Below are 23,340 nucleotides of genomic sequence, written 5' to 3'. Positions count from 1 at the left end.
CAGCCGAAGCCGGTTCTATTATTTTTAATACCAATATTCGTTCTGTTCAATTTGGGAGTCATGTTCTGGGTGCCAGTAATCGACACTATAAGAATAATCATAGTTCATGATACAGCGGATCCCGCTACCTTGTGGATCATGTCCTAGGCCGAAATTATGAGAGAACTCATGCTGGGATGCATGCCAAGTATTCGTAACTCCCTGATCAAGGTTGACACTTAATGCACTCCCGTAAGGTGCTGAACCGTAAACATAGGCAATCCCTCCAGCATCAAACGCTGAATCACGAGTGAAACCAACTACAAAATCATATCCTAATCCATCAAAATCCCTGCCAAGGTCTTGAAGGATTTGAGAACTGTTTCCGCCCTGTGAGCTCCAGGCAGCCAAAGCGTGAACCTGGAAATCGATTGCGTGATCACGGTTAAATGCATTATCTGCATATTCCACAATGTTTTGAATACGAGTTTGCCAGTCGCCATATGCAGAACGATATTCTTCGTCTGCTACCGCTAAAACCGTTACAGTTCTAGTGGCAGCAATACTTGCCTGCGAATCTGCGTCATCCGTTTTGTTGCTTTTAAAGGTTCTTTTACCTACCACATTACCCTTCTCGTTCAAAATCTTTGCAGTCGTATCTGATTCTACTACTGCTGGCTTTTTACTATTTTCCTTTAACTTTGTTTTTGCTTTGGGTAGTACCTCAATTTGGGGAGCAGCTGCCGGACTAGCATCGTGAGCAAAAGATAACGTCGGGACAAGTGCAAGTGAAAGACCAAGGGACAGGGTTAATAACACTTTTTTGAATTTCAAATTAGTTCCTCCCAATATGATTAGTTTGCGCGCGCATAGTTTAATAGATTAGATGTCACTACCAGAAAATCCTTTAAAACCACATTGGGAAAATGGAGTATATTTACAGCTGTTTTTACACTTGATTTTTTGACACATTTCCCAAGTATTTTACTAATAATCCTATCTTTCCTCTTAAAATAAGAATTTCTTCCAATCAAGGTGCCGAGCATATTCCTTTACTAAAAGTCTAGTAGTATTTACCATGAAAGTGTTTCGAACTCAATCTACTAGGGAGGAATTATTATGTACGACGTTATAGTCATTGGCGGTGGTCCAGCTGGTGGGAGTGCTGCTCTATTCACTAGTAAGGCAGACAAAAAGACGCTTGTCATCGACAATGGTAAAAGTGTCACAAAACGCGCTTGGCTCGACAACCACTACGGTGCAGAAGGCATTTCCGGTCCTGATTTGGTTGCAATTGGTAAAAAGCAAGCAGAAAAGTTTGGTGCAGAGTGGGTTGAGAAAGCTGTTACCGATGTGAGGAGCTCGAACGGAACTCATACAGTCGTAACTGAAGACGGTGACTCGTTTGAAGCAAAGCACGTTGTTCTTGCAACAGGAATGCTCGTTGATGTTGCACAAAATATCGGTGTTGAAGTTATCCCTGGAACGGAACCACGAATCAAGAACATTATAAAAGTTGATCAGCAAGGTAAAACGAACAAAGAAGGAATTTGGGCTGCCGGTACAGTTGCAGGCGTTACAATGCATACAATCGTTACTGCAGGTGATGGCGCAAAGGTTGCGATCAATATCGTAAGTGAATTGAATGGCGAGCGGTATGTCGATCATGACGTTTTGAAATGATACTTAGAAGGTGCGGTGTTCCATTGCGGGGCACCGTTTTGTTATCGAGGATGTTTAAACAAATATTCTAGAACCAGCATTAACGAATTTTTTTCGTGGTCATTTAACTTCGTTTCTATGTGCTTAAAATGACTACGATTCTCGGTTAGATTACTGGTTACTATTTCTTTAACCACAGAAACTTCTTCCTTTAATAACCTGCTGTCTTCATCGAGCCGATCAAATCGTTTATTCTTCTGCTTCCGTAAATCATTCTAAATGTTCTTCCACTGAGTGTGAAACCTCACTTTTTCCATAATATATCATGTTTTCAATTCGACCTTTGAAAAAGGGACGGGATGACCTACGTCAAGATCATCCCTAGATATAGAACAAAGTGTTCAACAGATTTAGCGGAGGTCGCTATAAAGCTAGTATACAGAACAAACGTTCGTATGTAAAGTGCTTATTTTATTTTTTTCTAAAAAGTGCTGCCCACAAAAAAGAAGCGCCAAAAACACGAGCAGGCTGCTTGAATTCACGCATTTCCCGAATCTCTACAACCTCAAGCGTATTAAAGATTTCCACCAGCTTCTTTTCCGTAAACGCGAGCCCGCCTTTCATACTTTTATCACGGTACACCTCCCAATCGGACATGTCTGAGCCCATACCTCCTGACGAAAACAAGTAAGTCCAAAATACCCTCCCGATTTCAAGGCATTCTCGATCAGTTCTAAATAAGTGAACCGTCGGTGTGGCGGGATATGATGGAAGCAACCACTATCATAAATGATGTCATACGATTCCGGTTGATGATTTAAATCATACAAGCTGCTATGAATGAAGTTGACATCCAACCCCTTTTCGTCAGCACGTTCTTTTCCCCAGTCCAACGCTTCCGTCGAAAGATCTACTGCATCCACTTCACAACCTTTTTCTGTACAATAGATTGCATTTCGACCTGGTCCACAGCCTAACTCAAGTACCTTTCCATCGATAAAAATTCCTTTATCAAAATACTCGACCAAATTCTCATCAGGGACGTTCACAAAGAACGGGATTTCTTTGCTACGATCTTCGTAAAAACCGTTCCACCATTCTCCTTCATCCCTAAGCAGCGAATCGAGCATCTTTAAAACATCATCCATATTTTGAATCGTTTCCCGAGCCATTATATCTCTCCTCTATAAAAGCTTATATTGATAGTAATCTTGCGTATGGAACGTCTTGAAGCCACAGGACTCATATAGTCCCAATGCATGAGCATTTTTAGCTTCGACCTCGAGAAAGACAGGATATCCATTTCGATGTTCCTCGATAATTATTTTCTTTAATACCTTCCTTCCAATTCCTTTCCCCTGGAATTCAGGAAAAATAGCAAAGCCATAAATCCACGCTTCCTCATTCAAATTACTGATTCGGATTTTCCCTACCGTCTTCCCTTCACTCTCAATCATATAACGCTTTTGTGAGGGTTCATGTTTAATACGATTATTAAATCCGTCCGCCCCTTCCACATCAAAGCCAAAACAACGTACATCTAGTTGGATTTCAGCTTCAAGATCGTCGGGAGTAGAATGTCTTAATTTAACACTCTCATCAACAGCCAAATCCGTTTCAGACCATTTCATTTGATATTCAGAGATCGAATAGTCACAAGGAATCGTCTCTAAAAAACCTTTAGCCGATTGAGAATCTGCTGGAGCATTTAATAGAACGTTGCTATAGTTCCGTTCCCGTATTTCTTCTATGGCTTTTTTAAAAAGCTTTGTGAAGACTCCTTTTCTACGAAATTCAGGTCTGACCATTCCACACAATTCAGCCTTGTTACCAAAACCATAGAGACCAAGAAACGCAACGAGTTCCCCATCCTCATAATGTAAAAAATCATTTCTTTCCTCTTTATCCCGGTTGTGAAGCATTTCCCAGTTCAGCTTTAATTGGATTTGATCTTTGGCTTCACAAACACCTTGAAGCTCCTCAATATCTTTTAATTGCGAATCTGTCAGCATGGAACTCCTCCAGTACTATTTTTTCAACTCTATTAAATTCTCTATTTTCACTCGTGATTCCTTGTTAATAACTCATTTTCGGCAACGTAAAGAAACCTTTTTATTGCACGGTCGTATATAAAAGTGGAGGGGGATTTTGATGGAATTATTAAAGGTCAATATCCAAAAGGCTGGCTATGATAAAAAAGGAATATTAAGCGATGTGGCTTTTTCAATTCATAAAGGCGAACTCGTTGGATTGATCGGGGATAATGGAGCCGGGAAAAGCACGACGATCAAATCGATACTTGGCTTCTTAAAAAGTGTGGAGGGATCAATCGAGTTTGTGGAAACGGGGCATTATGCATACGTCCCTGAACATCCTTCGTTTTACGATGAACTGACACTCTGGGAACACATCGACCTTGCTGCGTCCGTCATGGAGATCGATGAAAGTGTTTTAAAAAAGCGATCCGAGGAACTTCTAAAAACCTTTAAGCTAAAGCATGTCATTCATGAGATACCGAATACCTTTTCAAAGGGAATGCAGCAAAAGGTCATGTTGATTCTTGCATTTTTAATTCAACCATATTTATTTATAGTGGACGAGCCTTTTATCGGGCTAGACCCAAATGCGATGAAGGATTTCATACATAAAATACAGGTTGAAAAGCAACGTGGTGCAGGAATTTTAATGTCAACCCACGTATTAGATACGGCAGAAAAACATTGTGATCGATTCTTATTGATGAAAGGCGGGACCATCGTCGCACAAGGAACATTACAAGATCTTCAAAGCCTTTCAGGGCTCAAGGGCGGTACGCTTTTCGATTGTTATAATGCTTTATCGGAGGACACGGATGTCAGGTCGTAGCCTTTTTTTAGGAAGATGCTGGCAGGATGTAAAATTTCAAACAAAAGCAATTCATTCTGTCGTTGATTGGACAATTGCCCTTTATCTAATTATACCTGGAATTGCAATCTTTATTGGAATATATAGGTCCTGGTGGCTCGATACACCAAAATGGATTGAAGGAATCCCGTTAGCGGCGATGTTCATCCTTTTGTACTTCTTTTGCTGGGCAGGTGGTTTCCGTACATTTTTACAGGACGCTGATCAGCTATTTTTGCTTCAGAAGAAGAAGGTAATTTTTGATCTGAAAAAATGGGCAATGTTGTATTCAATCCTTTTGCAAGGTGTCGGTATGTTGTTAGTTTTCGCCTGGCTTTCCCCTTTTTTGATTGGATATTACGGGCTTTCATGGTTAGAGGTTACGATGCTATCCCTTTTTTATTGTATAAGCAAATGGCTCATTCTTATGTTAAATAAAAGATTCGAGGGCATTACAAACCAATGGCTAAAGGCGGCCATGAGCTTCCTATTGTTTGGTTCAGCGGCTGTGGTGATCGTAATCCTAACTCTACGATTCGTGGAGCACAGTATCAGTCTCTTGCTAGTAGCCACCCTCGTGTTTCTTGTGCTTTTACTAATCCAAATCATTCCTTCGGTTACAACACATACAACAGCACTTGTTGATATCAATCATGATCGAAAACAAAAGCTTAAATATGTTCGATTCATATTGATGTCTTCAGAATTCGTCCCTAAAACGATACCATTCTCAAGGAAGAGACCATGGCTTTTTCGAAATTCAGGACGGATTTATGCATTGCGGACTGTCGAAAATGGGCTCGTCGAACTCTTTATAAAAGCCTTTTTCCGTAATGGTTCTCACTTGATGAGCTACCTTCAAATCATGGGTGTTTCGATTTCCGCCATTATTTTGTTTCCCCCGGTTTGGATGAAGTGGACAATGTACGTTTTGTTCCTGTTGTTTATGAAAAAATGGTTGGATTCAATTTGGGGGATTGTTACTTCCAACCCCCTATTAGCGGCACTTTCGCCAGATAAAGAACGGATGCGCATTGCCAAAAAGCGGGTGCTGATGCTGTTCTTGACACCGGGATATGTATTCGTCGGGCTGATAGCTATATTATCGTCAATGTTTGTCTATCTGTTTTAGTTTAATTAAGGGTCGGCTCTACCGGTATGAGTCAACCCCTTTCGTATACTTTGCAACGTTTTTACTAACCTTTTCCTATGAGCAGCCGCAGTCCTTTGTAAATGAGGACAGCCGCAAAGACAATTACAGTTAGAACACCAATAATATTGAGAGCAGGTCCGAAGCTTGCGAGAAATGTTCCTTTAAGTGATAAATCCAACAACAAAGACCCAGCGATTAATGCAGCGAGGTACGTGAGAATCCCCTGCATTTCGACACCTCCTTCCCCTTCACTATTAATTTATGACGATACGTGGGTGGGGGTGCATCAAGGGATTTCATCATTCGACCTTTTTTTGTCATCGAGCGGATTTTCATGTCAATCAATTATTCTGTTCGGCTTCTTCATACTTTGAACCTGGGCTAGGCTTCTTTTTCTTAATTTTAAATCCAACATAAATGATGACGGAAATTCCTATGATAAGCCAAAACAATGTCTGAAATTGGCTCATAAATTTATGGACCGATTCAACATGTCCGCTTCTTCCCAACCATAGCATCAAGAAAGTCATAGGAAGAATACCGATAAACGTCAATGCAGCGAATATTGGAGGATTCACTTTACTGATGCCAGCTACATAAGACAAATAGTTTCCGATTCCAAACGGCCTTGCTACTGCAATGGTCCAACGACCGAACTTTTGAAAATATTTCTGCGATTTTTCGACATTCTTGCGATTCAATTTTTCCTTCAGCTTGTCCTCAAGCATGTAGCCGATTAAATATGGGATAAAACTAAATATTGTGTAAACCACACTTGCAAAAATCGCTAGACTGATCAGATCCAGCCAAGACGGATTCAATAGATAACCATACAATAGGCTTACGATTGCTCCCGGAAACGGTAATGAAGAAGCCTCAACCGCCATACTTGTGAACAAACCCCACATACCGAAGTTCTTTAGGATATCTATCATGAAATCAATCATGTTTGAAAGCTCCTTTTGGTTCGTTTTCCTTTCCTTTCCCCAATTAGCAGTTATTCAATCAATAAGCCTTAAAAAACAAAACAGACAGTCCACATCGAACTATCTGTTTCATATCATTCATTTTTTTCCTTTTTAGTGTGACTTAACTACCTGTCGATTCCTTATTTGCACGATGTATGATTGATTGGTAAATGTCTTCAAGAGGAATAACTTCTCCTCTCTCATCTTTATAGACGACATGTTTCCGTTCAAAATGAATTGGGGAATCAAGGCCTGCAGCCGCTGAAATACGGAAAAGTCCCTTCCGCAATGTGATGACATAATTAGCGACCCGATGTTTCTTTTCCTCAATCACGAGACCATTCTGCAGGCTGGGATCAGATGTAGCAACACCTACTGGACAAGAGTTCGAGTGACATTGCAGTGCCTGAATACAGCCGACCGTAATCATAAATGCACGAGCAATATTGACGAGATCTGCTCCCATTGCAAGTGCGATCGCAACACGATCAGGCGAAAACAATTTACCAGAAGCAATCAGCTTGACGCGGTCACGGACACCATACCTTCTAAGAGCAGAATCAACTAATGGTAATGCTGCTTTAATCGGCAAACCGACACTGTCTGCTAGTTCTTGATAAGAAGCCCCTGTTCCACCTTCCCCACCGTCTACCGTAATAAAATCAGGACCTTTTCCACTTTCCTTCATATAGCGTGCTAACTCGTCTGCCTCGTCAGCGCTCCCGACAACAATCTTCATACCAACCGGCTTTCCCGTATGCTCTCTTATCCGTTCGATAAAACCAAACAAGGATGGCAAATCGCCAAACTCTCTAAATCGATTCGGACTATCAATTGATTTGTATGGTTCGACCAAACGTATTTCTGCAATTTCAGGCGTTACTTTTTCAGCATCGATATGGCCACCGCGCGTTTTTGCTCCTTGGGCTAATTTAACTTCAAAAGCCTTTAACTGTGGAATTTCACTCTTTTCTTTTAACGCATCCCATGAGAAATTTCCTTCCTTATCTCTAACACCAAAAAGACCAGGTCCGATCTGCATAATGATATCTACACCGCCTTTCAGGTGATAGGAGGAAATCCCCCCCTCTCCTGTATTCATCCAAGTACCTGTTGCCATCCCCAAGCCTTCAGATAAAGCAGAGATCGCATGGTCTCCAAGTGAACCATAGCTCATTGCGGACATGCCAACAAGACTTTTAACTTTAAAAGGTTCAGCCGTATTTTTCCCGATCACAACGGCATCCTCATCATCGAGCAAATAAGCAGATGAACTATTTTCTTCCCATTTTTCCTCGCGTTGTGTAAATAAAGGCTCCTTAAGGAGAACATAGCGGTTCGTCGTTACCTTTGTATCTTTGTCCATTTTCAACTCTTCGGTTAGCTTCGGAAACATCGAATTTCTTACATAGAAACCTTTTGCGTCAAAATCGCGTTGGGAACCATATCCGATAACATCTCGCTTATACTTTGCACTTCTGACAATATGCTGATAGTCATTCCGAGAAAACGGCTTTCCTTCATTATCGTTATTAAAAAGGTACTGACGTAATTCCGGACCTATATTTTCAAAAAAGTACCTTGCTCGTCCTACCATCGGATAATTACGTAGAACGGGGTGTTCCTTTTGTGTCCGATCCACAAAGTACAAATAAACAATTACAATAAGCAATCCGATAAGAATCACGATTGCCGTAAAGAAGCTGATGATTGTTAAATAATTTGCTAAGTTCATATGAAATTTCTCCCTGTATATGTAAATTTTCTTCTGCTGTCCGTGAAAATCAAAGAATTCATTGGCTAAGGTTATTTTTAGCAAAATCAATCGATGTATACAGGTTTTGTCTTAAGCTATAAAAATTCAAATAAAAAAGCACTACTCAGAGAAATGAGTAGTACCTGACATTCATTTTTATAAGACCTTACTTAAAAAGGCTTTTGTCCGTTCGTGCTGAGGGTTACCGAACAACTCATTCGGTACGTTTTCTTCAACGATGAAACCGCCATCCATGAAGATGACGCGATCTCCTACTTCACGAGCAAATCCCATCTCGTGAGTAACGACGACCATTGTCATTCCTTCCTTAGCAAGCTGTTTCATAACCTCGAGGACATCCCCGACCATTTCTGGGTCAAGTGCGGAAGTCGGTTCGTCAAACAGCATGATTTTCGGGTCCATCGCAAGTGCTCGAGCGATTGCGACACGCTGCTTTTGACCACCAGACAATTCACCAGGATAGCTGTTTGCTTTCTCACTTAAGCCAACCTTCTCGAGCAATCCAAGTGCTTTTTCCTTTGCCGCTGTCTTTGATTGAGATTTCACCTTCATCGGCGATAGTGTAATATTTTGAAGAACAGTTTTATGCGGAAAAAGGTTGAACTGCTGGAACACCATACCTACTTCCTGGCGAACCTGATTGATTTTTACATTTTTGTCGGTAATATCATGACCATTAATGATTACGTGGCCGTCGGTAATTTCTTCAAGCCGGTTTAAGCATCGAAGAAATGTACTTTTACCTGAACCTGAAGGACCGATGACACAAACCACTTCCTGCTCTTTTACATCCGCATTTATATCCTTAAGAACCTCTAACTTCCCAAAGGATTTCTTTAGATTATTAACTTGTATTATACTCATCGGAGTTCAAATCTCCTTTCTAAATAATTTGCAAGGATCGATAAGAGATAAATAATGATAAAGTAAATGACACCGACCGCAAACCAGATTTTAAACGCTTCATATGTTACAGCCATTTGAATCTGACCTTGCTGAGTCAAATCAGCAATCCCGATGATTGATAGCAAGGACGTATCTTTCAAACTGATGATCGATTGATTCGTAAACGCAGGTAGCATTCTTCTGAACGCCTGCGGTAAAACGATAAAACGCATATTTTGTCCACCTGATAAACCGAGTGAACGTGCAGCTTCGGTTTGTCCTTTATCAATCGACATGATTCCCGCACGGATGATTTCAGCTAGGTAAGCACCTGCATTGATTGCAACTGTTACAATACCTGCAGTAGTGTTACTCATTGAAATCCATTCTAAAGAATTCAGTCCAAAATAAATGAAGAACAACTGAACGATAAACGGTGTTCCGCGAATCGCATCGATAAAGATTTTTGCAATCCAATTCAGGATTTTAATCGGCGCCAATCGGAATAACGCCATCACAAGACCAATAACAAACCCGATTAGAACAGCAATAACAAAGACATATAGCGTAACTTGCAATCCCTCAAGCAAATAGGGTAACGCTTCTATTATTGTATCCAAAAGTCCCACTCCTTTCAAAAAAAGAAAAAACTGTTCTGTTTAAAAAATTGATATTAAGCTTTCTTTTATTCATAAAATACATATGATTTCTTTCAAAAAGAAAACGCGCTACCGCGCGTTTTCAAGAAGTTCTACGTTTTATTCCCCGAGGTAAGTGTTTAAGATTTCATCATATTTTCCATTTTCTTTAAGTTCTGCAAGACCTTTGTTGATTTTTTCTAACAGGTCTTGATTTTCACCTTTTAGAACTGCGATTCCATACTGGTCACCATTTAGACGGTCTCCAACAATCTTAAGTCCAAGGTCTTTTTGTTTGATTGCATAACCAATTACCGGGTAGTCCTCTATTAATGCATCTGCATTTCCGTTTGCAACTTCTTGGAACATAGAAGGACTGTCGTCAAATTGAGTAATTTCAATACCAAGCTTGTCCTTGTTTTCTAAGGCATAAGTTGCACCGGTTGTTCCCTTTTTTACTGCAACCGTTTTTCCTTTTAGGTCGTCTACGGATTTGATATCTGTGTTACCTTCACCAACGACAAGGCTTAAACCAGCATCAAAGTATGGCTCAGAGAAATCAACAATCTTTTTACGGTCTTCTGTGATACTCATCCCTGCTATCGCTACATCAAGCTGACCTGCCTGAAGTGCTGGAATTATACCGCCAAAGTCCATCGGCTTCAATTCAATTTCAAAGCCTTGGCTTTCAGCAATCGCATTGATCAAATCAATGTCGATCCCTTTGTACTCTCCACCTTCTTTAAATTCAAATGGCGGATAAGTCGTATCTACTCCGACTTTGTATACTTTCGCTTCGCCATCACCACCTGCGTTTTCTCCATCTGAGGAACCACATGCTGCGAGTACTAATGTTAGGATTAAGATCATTGAAACGAAACTAAATTTCTTCATGAATTCTCCTCCTTGTTGAGTGGTTTAATTACGATGAAAACCGTAACAATTTTGAAACAACCAGTTATAAATATACCATAAAAACTAATTTCCTTAAAACTTTGAGCCTTGATTCCTCCCTAATGTCTTCAAGTTATTAGATAAAAACCCCTTTATATTTTGTCCATTATGAACCCCACAATACATCGGAATAGGTGATGAATCTGAAGCAATCGCCTATGTTATGACACATGCACATGTATGGCAAAACAAACAACTAAAATAGAAAATCAGTAGGTGACTGACCCATAAGAGCGTTATTGGGTCAGCTTTTTGATTGGTTTGTGACTTCCGTAATACTTTTTGTTTTCCGCAGTTAATATCATGGTTTCTTTCGCAGTTAATTTCTGTTTTTCGCAGTATCTATTGTAAGTTCGCATTAATAATAAACATTCAGTTGTTCAGCCGTTCGATTTACGCAACATTCTTTTAAATTTCTTTACATTAACATGCAAATCATACCATTACTTAAGCGGAAAACCCATAATACATGCAATTTTGGTCAGCATTTAATTTTCCGGAAAATCACCTTGCAATGTTTAGTAATATGTTTTATATTATTAATTGTTGAGTACTTAATATACTTAAGTAATTATTCGGAGGTCCTGACGTTGAATAAAGAAATGCTGAAAGGTACCATCGACCTTCTTATCCTTTCCTTACTACTGGAAAAGGACAACTACGGATATGAAATTTCCAGAGAGTTAAAGGAGCGGACCGAAGGCGCATTCATTGTACAAGAAGCTACATTATATCTATCTCTGAAACGCCTTGAAAAACAGGGATCCATCGAATCCTATTGGGGGAGCGAAACTCAAGGCGGTCGGCGGAAATACTACCGGATCACATCGGATGGGCAGGAACGACTGCAGCAAATAAAACAGGATTGGGAACAGATGGCCAGCATCGTTTCAAAGTTTACCTAAGGAGGGATAAAGATGAGTCCATTGATGAAAAAGATTTTCAGTTTAAGAGATATTACATACGGTTGGCTTCTTATCGTCTCCATCCTGCTTTTCGTCGTCACCGTTTATGTTGATCTTTACAACGATCCATCCACGATCCAATTGTATACGCTAGCGGGATGTTTATTGGCCTTTTTCCTTGCAGTTTTATGGGGAATTTTGAATTATATTGGTCATATTCGAATGAATGCAATGTACCAAAAATATAATGATATACAAGCATTCGTGAACAACCTCGCTTTAGACCCTGACGATCAACTTGAACTGCAAACCTATTTAGAGGATTATGCTAGTGATTTGGTTGATCAGGGCTTGAACAAACACGACGCAGCCAAACAAGCGATTCAGCAATTCAAAGTGAAAGAGTTCACCACTTTATCGAAAAATACAATGCTCTTCAACCTCCATGCACATTACTATTTATGGGGTTATACATGTATTGCGGCAATTGTAACTATTTGTTTATTCTTAGTAACAGAAATGGTATTCTTATCTTCGTTGGTCCTAGTCGTTTTGGAAACAACAATCTTCCTTTATGGACTCGGACTATGCGGTATGTTTTTTCTTTATAAGTTGTTTGATGCGATGTTCTATAAGAAATTAACAGGATTAAAAGGAGATTAATAGATGACTACTTGGGAATTTTTAGTTGCAATCATACTTGGATTTGTAGAAGGTTTAACCGAATTTGCGCCTGTCTCTTCCACAGGGCACATGATTATCGTCGATGATTTATGGTTAAAATCAAAGCAATTGTTTAACGAAGAAGTAGCTGTCACATTTAAAGTGGTCATTCAGCTCGGTTCGATACTAGCTGTTGTAATCATCTTTAAAGACCGCATTCTCAACATGTTACATCTCGGCAAAAAAACTTCATATACTGCTAATGAAAACCGGCTTAAATTATCCCATATTTTTGTTGGCATCGTTCCTGCAGGAATCATCGGATTTTTGTTCGAGGACTACATTGACGAAAACCTTTTTCGTACTGAAACTGTCATCATCGGGTTATTCGTGGGAGCAATCCTGATGATCATTGCTGACCGCTATAATAAGAAAAAGAAGCATGTTACAGAATCAGTAGATAACATTTCATATAAGCAAGCACTAGGAATGGGTTTCTTTCAGTGTATCGGTTTATGGCCAGGGTTCTCACGCTCAGGCTCAACGATTTCTGGCGGTGTTTTGCTCGGGTTAAGTCACCGTGCATCGGCAGATTTCACGTTTATTATGGCTGTCCCTGTCATGGCTGGAGCAAGTGGTCTATCACTCATTAAAAACTGGCAGTATTTCACGATGGATGCCTTACCGTTTATGATCGTCGGATTTATTAGTGCATTTATTTTCGCACTTATTTCAATCCAATTTTTCTTAAAACTGATTGACCGAGTCAAGCTTGTACCATTTGCAATCTATCGTATGATTATCGCAGTGCTGATTTACGTACTTTACTTCTTATAAAGATTTATTACAGTCAAACACCCCACTCCGATCGATGGCATAGGTGGGGTGTTTTTACGTAAATTTTTATTTTAGGTTAAATCTCCACATTAATTTTTGTTGTTGTCTGAATAAACCGCCATCGCATCACGCATGAACCTTGCTAGCCCTTTACCAAACTGGTCGATGTTTTTGGTAAAGCGCTCATCTTCAACGTACATTTGACCTAATCCTTTGAAGGCATCGAGTGAATAGTGATGACCAAAGTTTCCGTTTAAAAAGTCATACCATTCCTTTATTGCTTGTTGTGCCTCATCTGAATCTGGCGAGCTATTTCGGAGGTCTGCAAGCTTACGATAAATTGTATTCATTTTGTCGCCCATCGCTTTTTGTTCTTCTTCAGACATGTTCCCTAACTTGGCATTGGATTTATCGACGGTTTCATCACCCCAACGCTCTCGTGCTTCTTTTTCATATGGATTATGACTGAAATCGAACCCTTCGAATTTTTCTTTGTTAGACATTTGAATTTCTCCTTCCGTGTTTAGGATCGTTTTATCAATCGTCGCAATCATCTTATCCAGTCGACCGCGTTTCTCAAGCAACATTTTCCGATGTAATTTCAATGCCTCTTTACGATCAAATGAAGGACTACTGATAATCTTACTAATTTTTTTCAAAGGGAAGCCTAACTCTTTTAAAAATAGGATTTGTTGTAACATTTCAAGATTTTCATTAGAATAAAGTCGATACCCGGAGTCGGTCGTCTGCTCAGGTGTTAATAACCCGATTTCATCATAATGATGTAGTGTGCGCACACTAATTCCAACTAAATCCGCGACTTCTTTCACTTTCATTGCCATCGTTTTGCTCTCCCTTCAAAATTCACTATAAAGTATAACGTAACGTTAGAGTCAACTGAATTTTTTATACAAGAAAGCCTATTTCTTCTTTCCATAGGGCAAACTCTAATCTGAAAAAGGGATGCCTTCATACTATGTAGTAAAAATGGGAAAGGAGAACTTGCATGGGCTTTTTCGGGTCTCAGTACGGTGGAATTTACAACTATACCGTTCCAATCATAGGTGTAAGCTTTTTATTTTCTATCTTCATAATCATATTCGTGTGGGTGGCGGTCACAAAGTCATTCAAACTCTTCTTTTAACATGTGTTCATTTTGCCAACCAAAAAAGTCAGAGATGGCCCTTAGCGTTCCGACTCTGACTTTTTTGTTATAACAGATTAAAGATGTATTTTAATAATATTTTTTTATCTTTTGGACAACTTATAAAGAAAACTTGGCTAGCGCCAAGCCTTTGTGTAGGCGATCGCCCTAGTTGCACTTATACTTGGGACGTAAACTTTTCTCCAACGTCGGTAATTCTTCTTGCTGAAAAGTTATGCTTGCCTAACGTGTAAAAAATTCTATATTTATAGTTATTAAAATCAAAATATGACTTTTTCAGAATCGGTGCTTAGGAGGACCTTATTCATGGACAGGGATCATGATGCTCAATTAACATCTGCGGAGATGGCGGGTTTGTGGGGACAATATATAAACGACACTGCCGCAAGAAGTGTATTAGCACATTTTTTGATGACCGTTGAGGATAGCCAGGTTCGTTTGGTTCTTGAATTGGCTTTTTCTTCATGTAAAAACCATATTGAGTTTCTTCAGGGTTTCTTTGAACAAGCAACATTTCCGATTCCCGTAGGCTTTTCAAAAAAAGATGTGAATTTACAAGCCCCGCGTTTGTTTTCAGATTTATTTTACCTGTCTTATTTAAAAAATATGTCGATCCTAGGTATGACAGCAAGTACCTTAGCAATTGGGTTGGCTGCCCGTTCTGATGTTGTTTCTTTTCATAAAAAGGTCCTTGCAGATGCGGTGAAATTACATAAGGCAGCAAAGGAAGTCATGATGGAAAAAGGCGTTTATGTTCGCCCCCCTTATATCTCCACCCCAGATGAAGTTGATTTTGCCACAAAACAAAGCTTCTTAGGGAAACTTTGGGGAGACCAACGTCCATTAACGACGGTTGAAATGACCCACTTGTTTTTAAATATCGAAACAAATGTCGTTGGAAAACAAATGATGGTCGCATTTACTCAAGTGGCAAAAAGGAAAAAGGTAAAGGAGTTTTTGGTACGCGGAAAAGAAATTGCCGAAAAACATGTCAACATTTTCAGCCAAATCCAATTGGATGATGATATTCCAGCGACTATGAGTTGGGACACAGCTGTAACAGATTCAACGGTACCGACATTTTCCGATAAACTGATCATGTTCCACGTGACTGCTATGATTGCAGCTGGAATTGGAAATTACGGGACAGCCATTTCAGTGAGTCCAAGAAAAGATATAGGGATAAAATATTCCCGACTCTTAATGGAAATCTCACTTTATGCAGAAGACGGAGCAAACATCATGATTGACCACGGTTGGTTGGAAAAGCCGCCTCATGCACCTGACCGAAATCAGTTAGTAAAGTAAAGGGGCAATTAAAATGGAAATGAATCATGAAACCCGTTTAACTTCAGCAGAAATGGCTAGTTTATGGTTACAATATGTTAAGGATACCGCGAAACTTTGTGTATTGAAGTATTTTTCCGCAAAGGTAGAAGATCGTGATTTCCGTACAGTCATTGAGTTTGGAGTGCGTTCTACGGAAGAATACCTCACATCTTTGACCGATTTATTTGAAAGGGAAAACTTTCCGATTCCAACCGGTTTTTCGAACAAGGATGTAAATACAAATGCTCCTCGTTTATTTTCGGATCTTTATTTCATTTACAACCTAAAGGATATGACTGTTGCTCAAATGTCAGCAGATGCGCTAGCAATTGGACTGGGGAGTCGTTACGATATTGTTGCTTTTCACGAAAAGCTCCTTAATGATGCCGTACAATTGCAGGTAATGATCAAGGAGGTTTTGTTAAAAAAGGGGGTCTATGTTCGCCCTCCATATATATCATTACCGGACCAAGCAGAATTTGTGACCAATCAAAATTTTTTAGGAAATTTAATGGGGAAACAACGTCCTTTGACAGTGATTGAAATTTCACATTTATTTCTCACGAACGAAACCAACTTTGTTGCAAAAGAGACGTTGCTTGGATTTGCACAGGTTGCCAAAAGCGAGAAAGTAAAAAATTACTTCATTAGAGGAAAAGAAATTGCTAATAAACAAATGAAAATTTTAAAACAAGTGTTAACGCAGGATGACCTTCCAGCGCCAATGCTCTGGGACTCCGCGGTTACAAATTCAAAGGTTTCCCCTTTTTCGGATAAATTGATGATGTTCCTGATCACAGCTATGGCAGCCGGTGGTATTGCAAAATACGGGGCAGCAATGGGATCTAGTCCGAGAAAGGATGTCGCGTTGAAATACGGACGTCTTTTAGTAGAAATTTCGTTATATGCAGAAGACGGAGCAAACATCATGATTGAAAAAGGTTGGTTTGAAGAACCACCCCATTCTCCCGATCATAATAGGCTGATAAGAGAATAACGCTGGTTAGTCATTGGGACAAGCTCCACCATCTTCTAAATGACCAGAACGCTTTATTTTTGTCCGTAGATAATTCTTGTTATACTCGGTAATATCTCCCCATAGTGGTGTTCTGCCAGACACATGCAAATCAGCAGCTTTCAATGCTGCGAGTTTTTTTGGATTATTCGTCATAAGCGTTACCGGTTTTGAACGTAATGCTTTCAAAACTTCTATAGAATCACTGTAATTTCGAGCGTCATCAACAAAACCAAGTTCTAAATTCGCCTCTACTGTGTCATACCCGTTTTCTTGAAGTAAATAAGCCATCGCCTTACTGAATAAACCAATCCCTCTACCTTCATGATTTGCAAGATAAAATAATGCCCCCGCCCCATATTCAGTAATCATACGCATGGATTGTTTCAGTTGATAACCACAATCACATCGTTTACTTCCGAAGATATCCCCCGTATGGCAGATTGAATGCATTCTGATGATGGCATCCTCTTGATTTTGAAAATCCCCATAGACCAAAACACTCGATTGTTGCAATTCAGCTAAATTAGACGAAGACAACTTATCAATGATCTGTTGAAGATCTTTTGTATCTTCCTCACAATTCAACCAACAATACCAGTGAAATACAGCCGTTTCGCCAAATAAATTAACCGGGAGACGAATTGGACCTACAAGGTAAATAGCACCTTCATCTGTATTAATCAATTGGATTTTATCTTTTAAAATGGATAGAACTTTTGATTTAAGTTCGAGTTGTGCCATGATGTCATCCCCTTTCAGTACCGTACAAACCCCCGAAACGGAAACGAAATTGCCATTGCAATTCCCTTCCATACCAGATATTCAGACTATCGTTTTACTTAAGCTGATTTGGTGTTTTCGTTTTGATGCTTTTGCCCTTTAAAAAGTTTAGAATCCAGTGCATACAAATTACTGCCATTTATAGCTATCGCTACTGACATTGCTAAGAAAGCGAGATCTAATTCATAGCCTGCCTGTCCATTTCCTATAAAGCCAACAGGCAATTTCACTTTTAAAATAGCTCCAGCCATCAGTAATGCAAGTAAGCCTGATATGATTCTAGTTCCCAAGCCAACAACTAATGCGATTCCACCAACTAACTCTAACAAGGCAACACCATAAGCGAGAAATCCTGGCAGGCCGATACTTCCAAACCATCCAACGGTGTTTTCAATGCCACCTTGGAATTTCGCCAACCCGTGAACAAAAAATGTGATTCCTAACACGACACGTAAAATAAACGTACTCCACTCATATTTATTTTCCATTCTTCTTACCTCCTATTAAATATCAATAATTCTTTAAAATAAAATGCTGTTTTTCGATTATCCAAACTGCCAGACACTTTGACTTAGGTTTCCATATCGATAGCTACGGTGTAATAATCTTGCATCTCGTCTATCATCGGCTGCCCCCATAGCATAAAATATCGGTATGAAATGCTCGTTCCCATAGGGTGGCACCGCACGATTTGCTGCTGGGGCTAATGACTTGTAATTGAAAAGAGAGTCTACATCCCACTTTTTCAAATGACGCGCCAACCACTCATCGAAATCACGTGCCCATTGATCGATTGCCCCGTTGTCTTCAACCATATTTAAAGCACTGAGGTTATGCACGGTCCCACCACTGCCGATGATCAAGATGTCATTTGCCTGTAACGCTGATAGGGATTCCCCAACCTTGTACTGCTCCTCAGGTGTAAGCTGCGGATTTACTGACATTGAGATGACAGGAATATCGGCATTTGGGTAAAGCAGCTTAAGGACAACCCAAGCTCCATGATCTAGACCGCGTTCCGTTTCTAGTTCATGTGGAACACCGTGTTTAGTGAACAATTCTTGTATATCAGTCGTAATCCGCTGATCACCTTTAGCCGCATATTGAATGCGATACAGCTCTTCAGGAAACCCTCCAAAATCATAGATCGTCTTATAATATCCATCAACTTTACTTACCTTTTGAACGGATGACTCCCAATGGGCTGAAAACAATACGATCGCTTTTGGACGTGGCACTGCACAACCCAAATTATTTAAAAACTGTGTGTAGTCATTATCTTCAATCGCTAGAAGTGGCGCTCCATGAGCGACAAAAAAAGATGGCATCATCGTAACCTCTCCTCCTTTCTCAATGAATTGCATAAAGAATAATGTGGAATTGTATAGTTACACTAAATTGATGTGTTTTTAAATATGAATATTTGTTGTTTATAGAGTAACAATGGGCATTGTAGATTGTCAACGTTTTTTTTGCTAATATATAAATAAGTTGTTTATTAGGAAACATATAGAGGTGGTTGAATAACATGGATATCGGTACAACGATTCGGGCTATACGCAATAGAAAAAAGATTACGATCGCACAAATGAGTGAGGGTACAGGACTTTCCAAAGGATTTATCAGCAATATGGAAAACAACAATACGTCGCCATCTATTAACACGTTACAAACAGTCGCTAATTTCCTCGGGATCCCTTTGCCTTATCTCCTTTTAGAGAAAGAGCAGCGTATACGTGTAGTTAGAAAACATGAACGGCAATATACGACTCACAATAAAGAAAATCTTAAAGTCGAACATTTAACTTGCAAAGGTGGACTTACGATGCTGCGTGTTGAATTTCCTCCTGGGGCTTCAACTGGAGATGAGCCACACGCTCATGAAGGAGAAGAATGTCATCTAGTATTGCAAGGGAAAATTCTTGCTGTACAAGGTGAGGATTCAGTTGTTTTAGAGGAAGGTGATTCGTTCAGCTGGAATGCGAGTGTCCCGCATAATGTGAAAAATATAGGTGAGGAACCAGCAGTAGTATTAATCGCAATTTATACAGATATTGAACTCGATGATCGATTATAAAAAAGCTGTTAGCATGGAATAATCCAATTAACAGCCTTGTAAAATATGAACTTATAAAGTCACGTATCAAAAAGGGTTTCTTCCAGTGCACTGATATATCGATTAGCCGATCGTTGAACAGCTTTATTTCCGTTGGTCGGAACTATTTTATGAAACGCATTATAAATACGATCAAATTTGAGGCTCTTCACTCGTGCTGCGATCTCTTTCACCTTACTCGCTGGGAGTGGAATCAGGTTCGGATAGCTGTACATAAAACTAACCCAATTGCGATCCGCCACGACCTGAATGATGTCGCCGGTCAATAGAATTCCTTTACCTGCATTTCCATTTGGCCAATACAGGACTGCTCCACCCTTAAAATGACCACCTAATCGTTGAAGCGTAATTTTGTTTGATAACTCCATCTGCTCACCGGACCAGTATTTGATTCGTTCACTCAGCTCCATCACCCACTCCTGATCATCCTCATGAATATAAATCGGGGCATCATACTTCTCAGCCCATTCAACCTGAGTCGAATAATAATGCGGGTGGGAAAGGGCAATCGCATCAATTCCGCCAAGCTCATTAATTTTGCGGATCGTTTCTTCGTCTAAATAAGTGATACAATCCCAAAGTATGTTCAAGCCATTTTCCCGCACGAGATACGCCGTCTGTCCAATCCCGAAACTAGGTGTTGTTGTTATGCTGAACAGATTTTCCTCCTCCTGGACAATTTCATTTTTAAAAGTGTCAGATTCACGCATTTGCGTAAGTGTCGTCCACTCCTGGCCAAACGGATTTTCATACTGCCGCTCCTCATTACAAACCAGGCACGTATCGGGCGGTTGCTCACTTTCTAGATATTGGACCCCACACGTAGTACAAATGAATTTGGTCATAATACTCCACTCCTCATAACTGATTTATATCTTTATCTTAAATAACGGATCCCAGCAGAAAAACATCCAAACGAATGAACCTTTCTACATCGATAGTCGTAAATATTAACGGATTGTTATCGTTAAAACAGTCCTAAGGTAGGTGGTTTCTGTAAAAAATAGAGTGTTTTTAAAAGTAGGAGGGAAATGCATGTTGTTAAAACTGATGAGGTTTATTTCTATAGTAATGTTGATTGGATTTGCAATCGGAGTATCCAGTGATTATTTCACTTATATTTCACAGGCCTCATTACTTTACTATTCGCTTTTCTGATTTTCGCAATAGGATACCAGTTTAACGTAGGTTAAGAGAATTATCATATGTTAAAACAAGGCTAGATATGTGGTCGGAGAATGTACCTTCGATTGCAAGTACGACCCGATTCTGCAACTGGATATTTACTCAGGATTCTTTTGGCAATGTCAGGAGAACTTATTTGGAGAAATTGTCGTGCCTCACGATTGGATATTGTAGGGGAAATGAGGAGTGAATAATCTAATAATGCAGAAACATGTGCATCTTTTGACTGTATTTCACAGTGTGAGCACTTCCACATTCTGTCGATTCGAACCATAGAGTAGTTTGTACATCCTTGGCATTGTACTCCTGTAATAAGATCTTCTTTTGTAATCTCGAACTGATTCAATATATTTTGATCAAGTTCAGAATTCTGCGCCAAAATTTTTTGGGATAGTTTCTCCAGAACTTTCTTTGATTTTTTAACAGACTGATATTTTTTATCAAGCTTCCTAATTTGATCAGGTAATGCTGGACTTGGAACGACTTCATCTGAAAAGTGAGGTGATTGGTCAGATGTTTTAATAACGGTATTTTCGTTAGCGATAACTACAAGCCCTTCTACTGGAATTGAAGGCAATTTGTGCAATTTCAACCATTTTTTCATATGTGCTAGTTGAGCTTCATTTTGAATTATTGGATATTTAAAGGCTTCTTCTTTCTCATTAATCATCCGAACTAATTGCTTCGTTACATGATTAAATACAATAGTACCTGCTATATTTTTCACTTCTAAAATCAATAGATAGTGCTTCGTAAGTATAAGAGTATCAATTTGAAAATAGTGTGAACCATCATACAGTCGAACATTGTGGAAAAAGAGGTAGTGTTCCGGTGGGAGTAAAGATAAGTAGTAGTTTATGGATTGCTCGCCTTTGAACCCAGCTCGATAACGAACTAATGAGCCAATAATTATTTTGTGTTTTACATGTTCAATCGGGATTCTTTTGTCCAAAGCTTCTAGTTTTAGAAGTTGGAGAGGCTTTGCACATTCTTTGATATTCAATGAACCACTTCCTTTTTATTTGATTCATTGTATTTTTCTACAAATGTAGAAAAATCCCTTTTATCTTTTTTATTGCTCTAAAAATGGGTATTATTTATGTCGGTTCGGCGGCTAACAGCCAAAGTTCGGCGCTTGAGGGGTGCAGTTCGGCGCTCATCTGTAAAAGTCCGGCGGTTAAACCCTAAAGTCCGGCGCTTAGAACGAATAGTTCGGCGGACTAAAGTGAAAGAACCACCGGAACGCTTATAGATTGCCCTCCGAAAAGCCTCTACACAATATAAGCCTAGGGGTAATACTTTTATTTAAACAATATCTATTCGACGTTCTTTTATCCATCTTAAAATTAATAGAGCACTGCCAAGTATCAGCAATCCTGTGTATGTACATACCGTTAAGTACATCGGATATTGAATACTCATCAGATTCCTGATAAGGAACTCGCGGATTAGCAAAATCAAGATCACTGCAGCAGGGACATGGACCCCGATCAGCGATATGTAACTTCCGACTAACCTTGATAAAAAAGTTGAAATGGCAGCGGTTATTATTGCAAGTACATACACTCCCAACACAGTTAAGACAATGTATTGGAAAAACGTGATATCAACCCAAAAAGTAAACCAACCATCGAAGGAATGGACACTTGAATCAAAGAACGCACCAGTTTCGTTTTGAGAGTACAAAATAAAAAATACAACCAAATACACCGTTGTAATAAGTAAAGCCGTTACGATGGAAGCGACGATTTTTTTCTTAAAAAGATTCCGCCCTGAATGTGTCGTATACTGCAGCAGAATGGCATTGTTCTTTTGATCAGTGATGTGAATCCGACCAACCACAATCATGACACTCAAAAGGATCAGGATTACAAGCATCGTTATCAGGTTTAAGTAGTTTTCATGTACAAAGGAGGGCAGGATGGCGTTTATTGAGGAACCTTCTACAACATTTTCCTTCCAAGCAGGTTTATCTATTTCACTCGTGTTCCTCAAAAAGCTTTCTTTTCTTTTCTCATAATGTTCAATTATACTATCTCTCGCCTGCAATTCCCAAAACACATCGACTTCTTCATGAAAAATAACGTCACCATGTAATTTTTTCAATTTTTCTTTTGAAAGGTCCATTTCCCTGAACTGCTCGTATGTCGTGACATCAACTGCTGCAAAATCGTCTCGGGATTGCAAATAGCCACTCGCTTTTTGGACCTCTTCTTCATACGTCACTTTAAAATTCTTGAATTCGGTTTCATCCATTTCGTTTCCATACTTGTCAATCATCTGCTTGGAAACGTTGAAGTGATCAAGTGTGGGTCTTCCGTTTGGAAATACCTCGAAATTAAAACGTAAAAACATCTCAAAAAAAAGCAAACTGATCAGCAAAACGAGACCGAGCACTTTCCAATTCAACAGCTTTCGAATCTCATAACCTACAATTCTCATA

Annotated in this window: 25 protein-coding genes and 1 pseudogene; 10 read left to right on the top strand and 16 right to left on the bottom strand. The window is 39.5% G+C overall.

Annotated features, from left to right (window positions below; genetic code table 11):
- Positions 1 to 24: 24 nt before the first annotated feature.
- Positions 25 to 813, bottom strand: coding sequence for a zinc-dependent metalloprotease (locus tag MOJ78_RS07390; protein WP_304980548.1), 789 nt, complete (start codon positions 811 to 813; stop codon positions 25 to 27).
- 285 nt (positions 814 to 1,098) lie between these two features.
- Between MOJ78_RS07390 and MOJ78_RS07385 the strand changes: the two genes are divergently transcribed.
- Positions 1,099 to 1,662, top strand: coding sequence for an FAD-dependent oxidoreductase (locus MOJ78_RS07385; RefSeq protein WP_304980547.1), 564 nt, complete (start codon positions 1,099 to 1,101; stop codon positions 1,660 to 1,662).
- A 450-nt stretch (positions 1,663 to 2,112) separates the two neighbouring features.
- Here MOJ78_RS07385 and MOJ78_RS07380 read toward each other — a convergent pair.
- Positions 2,113 to 2,813: pseudogene (locus MOJ78_RS07380) on the bottom strand (class I SAM-dependent methyltransferase).
- Between the two features lie 12 nt (positions 2,814 to 2,825).
- Entirely contained in the window at positions 2,826 to 3,653 is an 828-nt protein-coding gene (locus MOJ78_RS07375) for a GNAT family N-acetyltransferase (RefSeq protein ID WP_304980546.1), read from the bottom strand.
- Positions 3,654 to 3,792: 139 nt separating this feature from the next.
- Here MOJ78_RS07375 and MOJ78_RS07370 point away from each other — a divergent pair, with 139 nt between their 5' ends.
- Complete coding sequence (locus MOJ78_RS07370; RefSeq protein WP_304980545.1) at positions 3,793 to 4,506, top strand: ABC transporter ATP-binding protein; 714 nt, start codon at positions 3,793 to 3,795, stop codon at positions 4,504 to 4,506.
- Entirely contained in the window at positions 4,493 to 5,656 is a 1,164-nt protein-coding gene (locus MOJ78_RS07365; protein WP_304980544.1) for an ABC transporter permease, read from the top strand. Before MOJ78_RS07370 ends, MOJ78_RS07365 begins: the two co-directional genes overlap by 14 nt.
- A gap of 64 nt (positions 5,657 to 5,720) precedes the next feature.
- On the opposite strand, the gene MOJ78_RS07360 is transcribed toward MOJ78_RS07365, so the two are convergent.
- The 6 genes from MOJ78_RS07360 to MOJ78_RS07335 all read right to left on the bottom strand — a co-directional run bounded on the left by MOJ78_RS07360 (position 5,721) and on the right by MOJ78_RS07335 (position 10,839).
- Complete coding sequence (locus MOJ78_RS07360) at positions 5,721 to 5,906, bottom strand: hypothetical protein (RefSeq protein ID WP_304980543.1); 186 nt, start codon at positions 5,904 to 5,906, stop codon at positions 5,721 to 5,723.
- Positions 5,907 to 6,018: 112 nt separating this feature from the next.
- A complete protein-coding gene (locus MOJ78_RS07355) occupies positions 6,019 to 6,624 on the bottom strand; it encodes a DedA family protein (protein ID WP_304980542.1) in 606 nt (201 codons plus the stop codon).
- A 142-nt stretch (positions 6,625 to 6,766) separates the two neighbouring features.
- On the bottom strand, positions 6,767 to 8,380 hold the full coding sequence (locus MOJ78_RS07350) for an FMN-binding glutamate synthase family protein (protein ID WP_304980541.1): 1,614 nt from the start codon (positions 8,378 to 8,380) through the stop codon (positions 6,767 to 6,769).
- Between the two features lie 177 nt (positions 8,381 to 8,557).
- Positions 8,558 to 9,286: an amino acid ABC transporter ATP-binding protein gene (locus tag MOJ78_RS07345; RefSeq protein WP_304980540.1), complete on the bottom strand. Its 729-nt coding sequence runs from the start codon at positions 9,284 to 9,286 to the stop codon at positions 8,558 to 8,560.
- Positions 9,283 to 9,927: an amino acid ABC transporter permease gene (locus MOJ78_RS07340; protein WP_304980539.1), complete on the bottom strand. Its 645-nt coding sequence runs from the start codon at positions 9,925 to 9,927 to the stop codon at positions 9,283 to 9,285. The genes MOJ78_RS07345 and MOJ78_RS07340 overlap by 4 nt, the downstream gene beginning before the upstream one ends.
- A 138-nt stretch (positions 9,928 to 10,065) precedes the next feature.
- On the bottom strand, positions 10,066 to 10,839 hold the full coding sequence (locus tag MOJ78_RS07335; protein WP_304980538.1) for a transporter substrate-binding domain-containing protein: 774 nt from the start codon (positions 10,837 to 10,839) through the stop codon (positions 10,066 to 10,068).
- A gap of 650 nt (positions 10,840 to 11,489) precedes the next feature.
- On the opposite strand from MOJ78_RS07335, the gene MOJ78_RS07330 reads away from it, so the two are divergent.
- Genes MOJ78_RS07330 through MOJ78_RS07320 form a run of 3 tightly spaced genes read left to right on the top strand, consistent with a single transcriptional unit; the run spans position 11,490 to position 13,304 of the window.
- A complete protein-coding gene (locus MOJ78_RS07330) occupies positions 11,490 to 11,804 on the top strand; it encodes a PadR family transcriptional regulator (protein ID WP_304980537.1) in 315 nt (104 codons plus the stop codon).
- A gap of 12 nt (positions 11,805 to 11,816) precedes the next feature.
- Positions 11,817 to 12,467, top strand: a complete 651-nt coding sequence (locus MOJ78_RS07325) for a hypothetical protein (RefSeq protein ID WP_304980536.1) — start codon at positions 11,817 to 11,819, stop codon at positions 12,465 to 12,467.
- 3 nt (positions 12,468 to 12,470) lie between these two features.
- Complete coding sequence (locus MOJ78_RS07320; RefSeq protein WP_304980535.1) at positions 12,471 to 13,304, top strand: undecaprenyl-diphosphate phosphatase; 834 nt, start codon at positions 12,471 to 12,473, stop codon at positions 13,302 to 13,304.
- 89 nt (positions 13,305 to 13,393) lie between these two features.
- Here MOJ78_RS07320 and MOJ78_RS07315 read toward each other — a convergent pair whose 3' ends face one another.
- Entirely contained in the window at positions 13,394 to 14,146 is a 753-nt protein-coding gene (locus MOJ78_RS07315) for a MerR family transcriptional regulator (RefSeq protein WP_304980534.1), read from the bottom strand.
- A 629-nt stretch (positions 14,147 to 14,775) separates the two neighbouring features.
- On the opposite strand from MOJ78_RS07315, the gene MOJ78_RS07310 reads away from it, so the two are divergent.
- Together MOJ78_RS07310 and MOJ78_RS07305 are read left to right on the top strand one after the other, a co-directional pair.
- Positions 14,776 to 15,777, top strand: a complete 1,002-nt coding sequence (locus MOJ78_RS07310; RefSeq protein ID WP_304980533.1) for a DUF3231 family protein — start codon at positions 14,776 to 14,778, stop codon at positions 15,775 to 15,777.
- A 13-nt stretch (positions 15,778 to 15,790) separates the two neighbouring features.
- Complete coding sequence (locus MOJ78_RS07305) at positions 15,791 to 16,795, top strand: DUF3231 family protein (RefSeq protein WP_304980532.1); 1,005 nt, start codon at positions 15,791 to 15,793, stop codon at positions 16,793 to 16,795.
- A gap of 6 nt (positions 16,796 to 16,801) precedes the next feature.
- Here the strand turns inward: MOJ78_RS07305 and MOJ78_RS07300 are convergent, their stop codons facing one another.
- The 3 genes from MOJ78_RS07300 to MOJ78_RS07290 all read right to left on the bottom strand — a co-directional run bounded on the left by MOJ78_RS07300 (position 16,802) and on the right by MOJ78_RS07290 (position 18,927).
- Positions 16,802 to 17,557, bottom strand: coding sequence for a GTP cyclohydrolase II (locus tag MOJ78_RS07300; RefSeq protein WP_304980531.1), 756 nt, complete (start codon positions 17,555 to 17,557; stop codon positions 16,802 to 16,804).
- Positions 17,558 to 17,655: 98 nt separating this feature from the next.
- Positions 17,656 to 18,084 carry a DoxX family protein gene (locus MOJ78_RS07295; RefSeq protein ID WP_304980530.1) on the bottom strand — a complete coding sequence of 143 codons (429 nt, stop codon included), beginning with the start codon at positions 18,082 to 18,084 and terminating at the stop codon, positions 17,656 to 17,658.
- Positions 18,085 to 18,141: 57 nt separating this feature from the next.
- Positions 18,142 to 18,927 carry a dioxygenase family protein gene (locus MOJ78_RS07290; protein WP_304980529.1) on the bottom strand — a complete coding sequence of 262 codons (786 nt, stop codon included), beginning with the start codon at positions 18,925 to 18,927 and terminating at the stop codon, positions 18,142 to 18,144.
- 197 nt (positions 18,928 to 19,124) lie between these two features.
- Between MOJ78_RS07290 and MOJ78_RS07285 the strand changes: the two genes are divergently transcribed.
- A complete protein-coding gene (locus MOJ78_RS07285; protein ID WP_304980528.1) occupies positions 19,125 to 19,673 on the top strand; it encodes a helix-turn-helix domain-containing protein in 549 nt (182 codons plus the stop codon).
- A 59-nt stretch (positions 19,674 to 19,732) separates the two neighbouring features.
- Here the strand turns inward: MOJ78_RS07285 and MOJ78_RS07280 are convergent, their stop codons facing one another.
- The gene (locus tag MOJ78_RS07280; protein WP_304980527.1) at positions 19,733 to 20,557 is read right to left on the bottom strand and encodes an MBL fold metallo-hydrolase; all 825 of its coding nucleotides are present in this window, start codon (positions 20,555 to 20,557) and stop codon (positions 19,733 to 19,735) included.
- A 190-nt stretch (positions 20,558 to 20,747) separates the two neighbouring features.
- Here MOJ78_RS07280 and MOJ78_RS07275 point away from each other — a divergent pair, with 190 nt between their 5' ends.
- On the top strand, positions 20,748 to 20,870 hold the full coding sequence (locus MOJ78_RS07275) for a hypothetical protein (RefSeq protein WP_304980526.1): 123 nt from the start codon (positions 20,748 to 20,750) through the stop codon (positions 20,868 to 20,870).
- A 61-nt stretch (positions 20,871 to 20,931) separates the two neighbouring features.
- On the opposite strand, the gene MOJ78_RS07270 is transcribed toward MOJ78_RS07275, so the two are convergent.
- Together MOJ78_RS07270 and MOJ78_RS07265 are read right to left on the bottom strand one after the other, a co-directional pair.
- Positions 20,932 to 21,900, bottom strand: coding sequence for a nuclease-related domain-containing protein (locus tag MOJ78_RS07270; protein ID WP_304980525.1), 969 nt, complete (start codon positions 21,898 to 21,900; stop codon positions 20,932 to 20,934).
- A gap of 302 nt (positions 21,901 to 22,202) precedes the next feature.
- Positions 22,203 to 23,339 carry a hypothetical protein gene (locus tag MOJ78_RS07265; RefSeq protein ID WP_304980524.1) on the bottom strand — a complete coding sequence of 379 codons (1,137 nt, stop codon included), beginning with the start codon at positions 23,337 to 23,339 and terminating at the stop codon, positions 22,203 to 22,205.
- Position 23,340: the final 1 nt, after the last annotated feature.

The organism is Alkalihalobacillus sp. AL-G (assembly GCF_030643805.1).
Classification (GTDB): Bacteria; Bacillota; Bacilli; order Bacillales; family Fictibacillaceae; genus Pseudalkalibacillus.
This window is presented reverse-complemented; position numbering and strand designations above follow the sequence as displayed.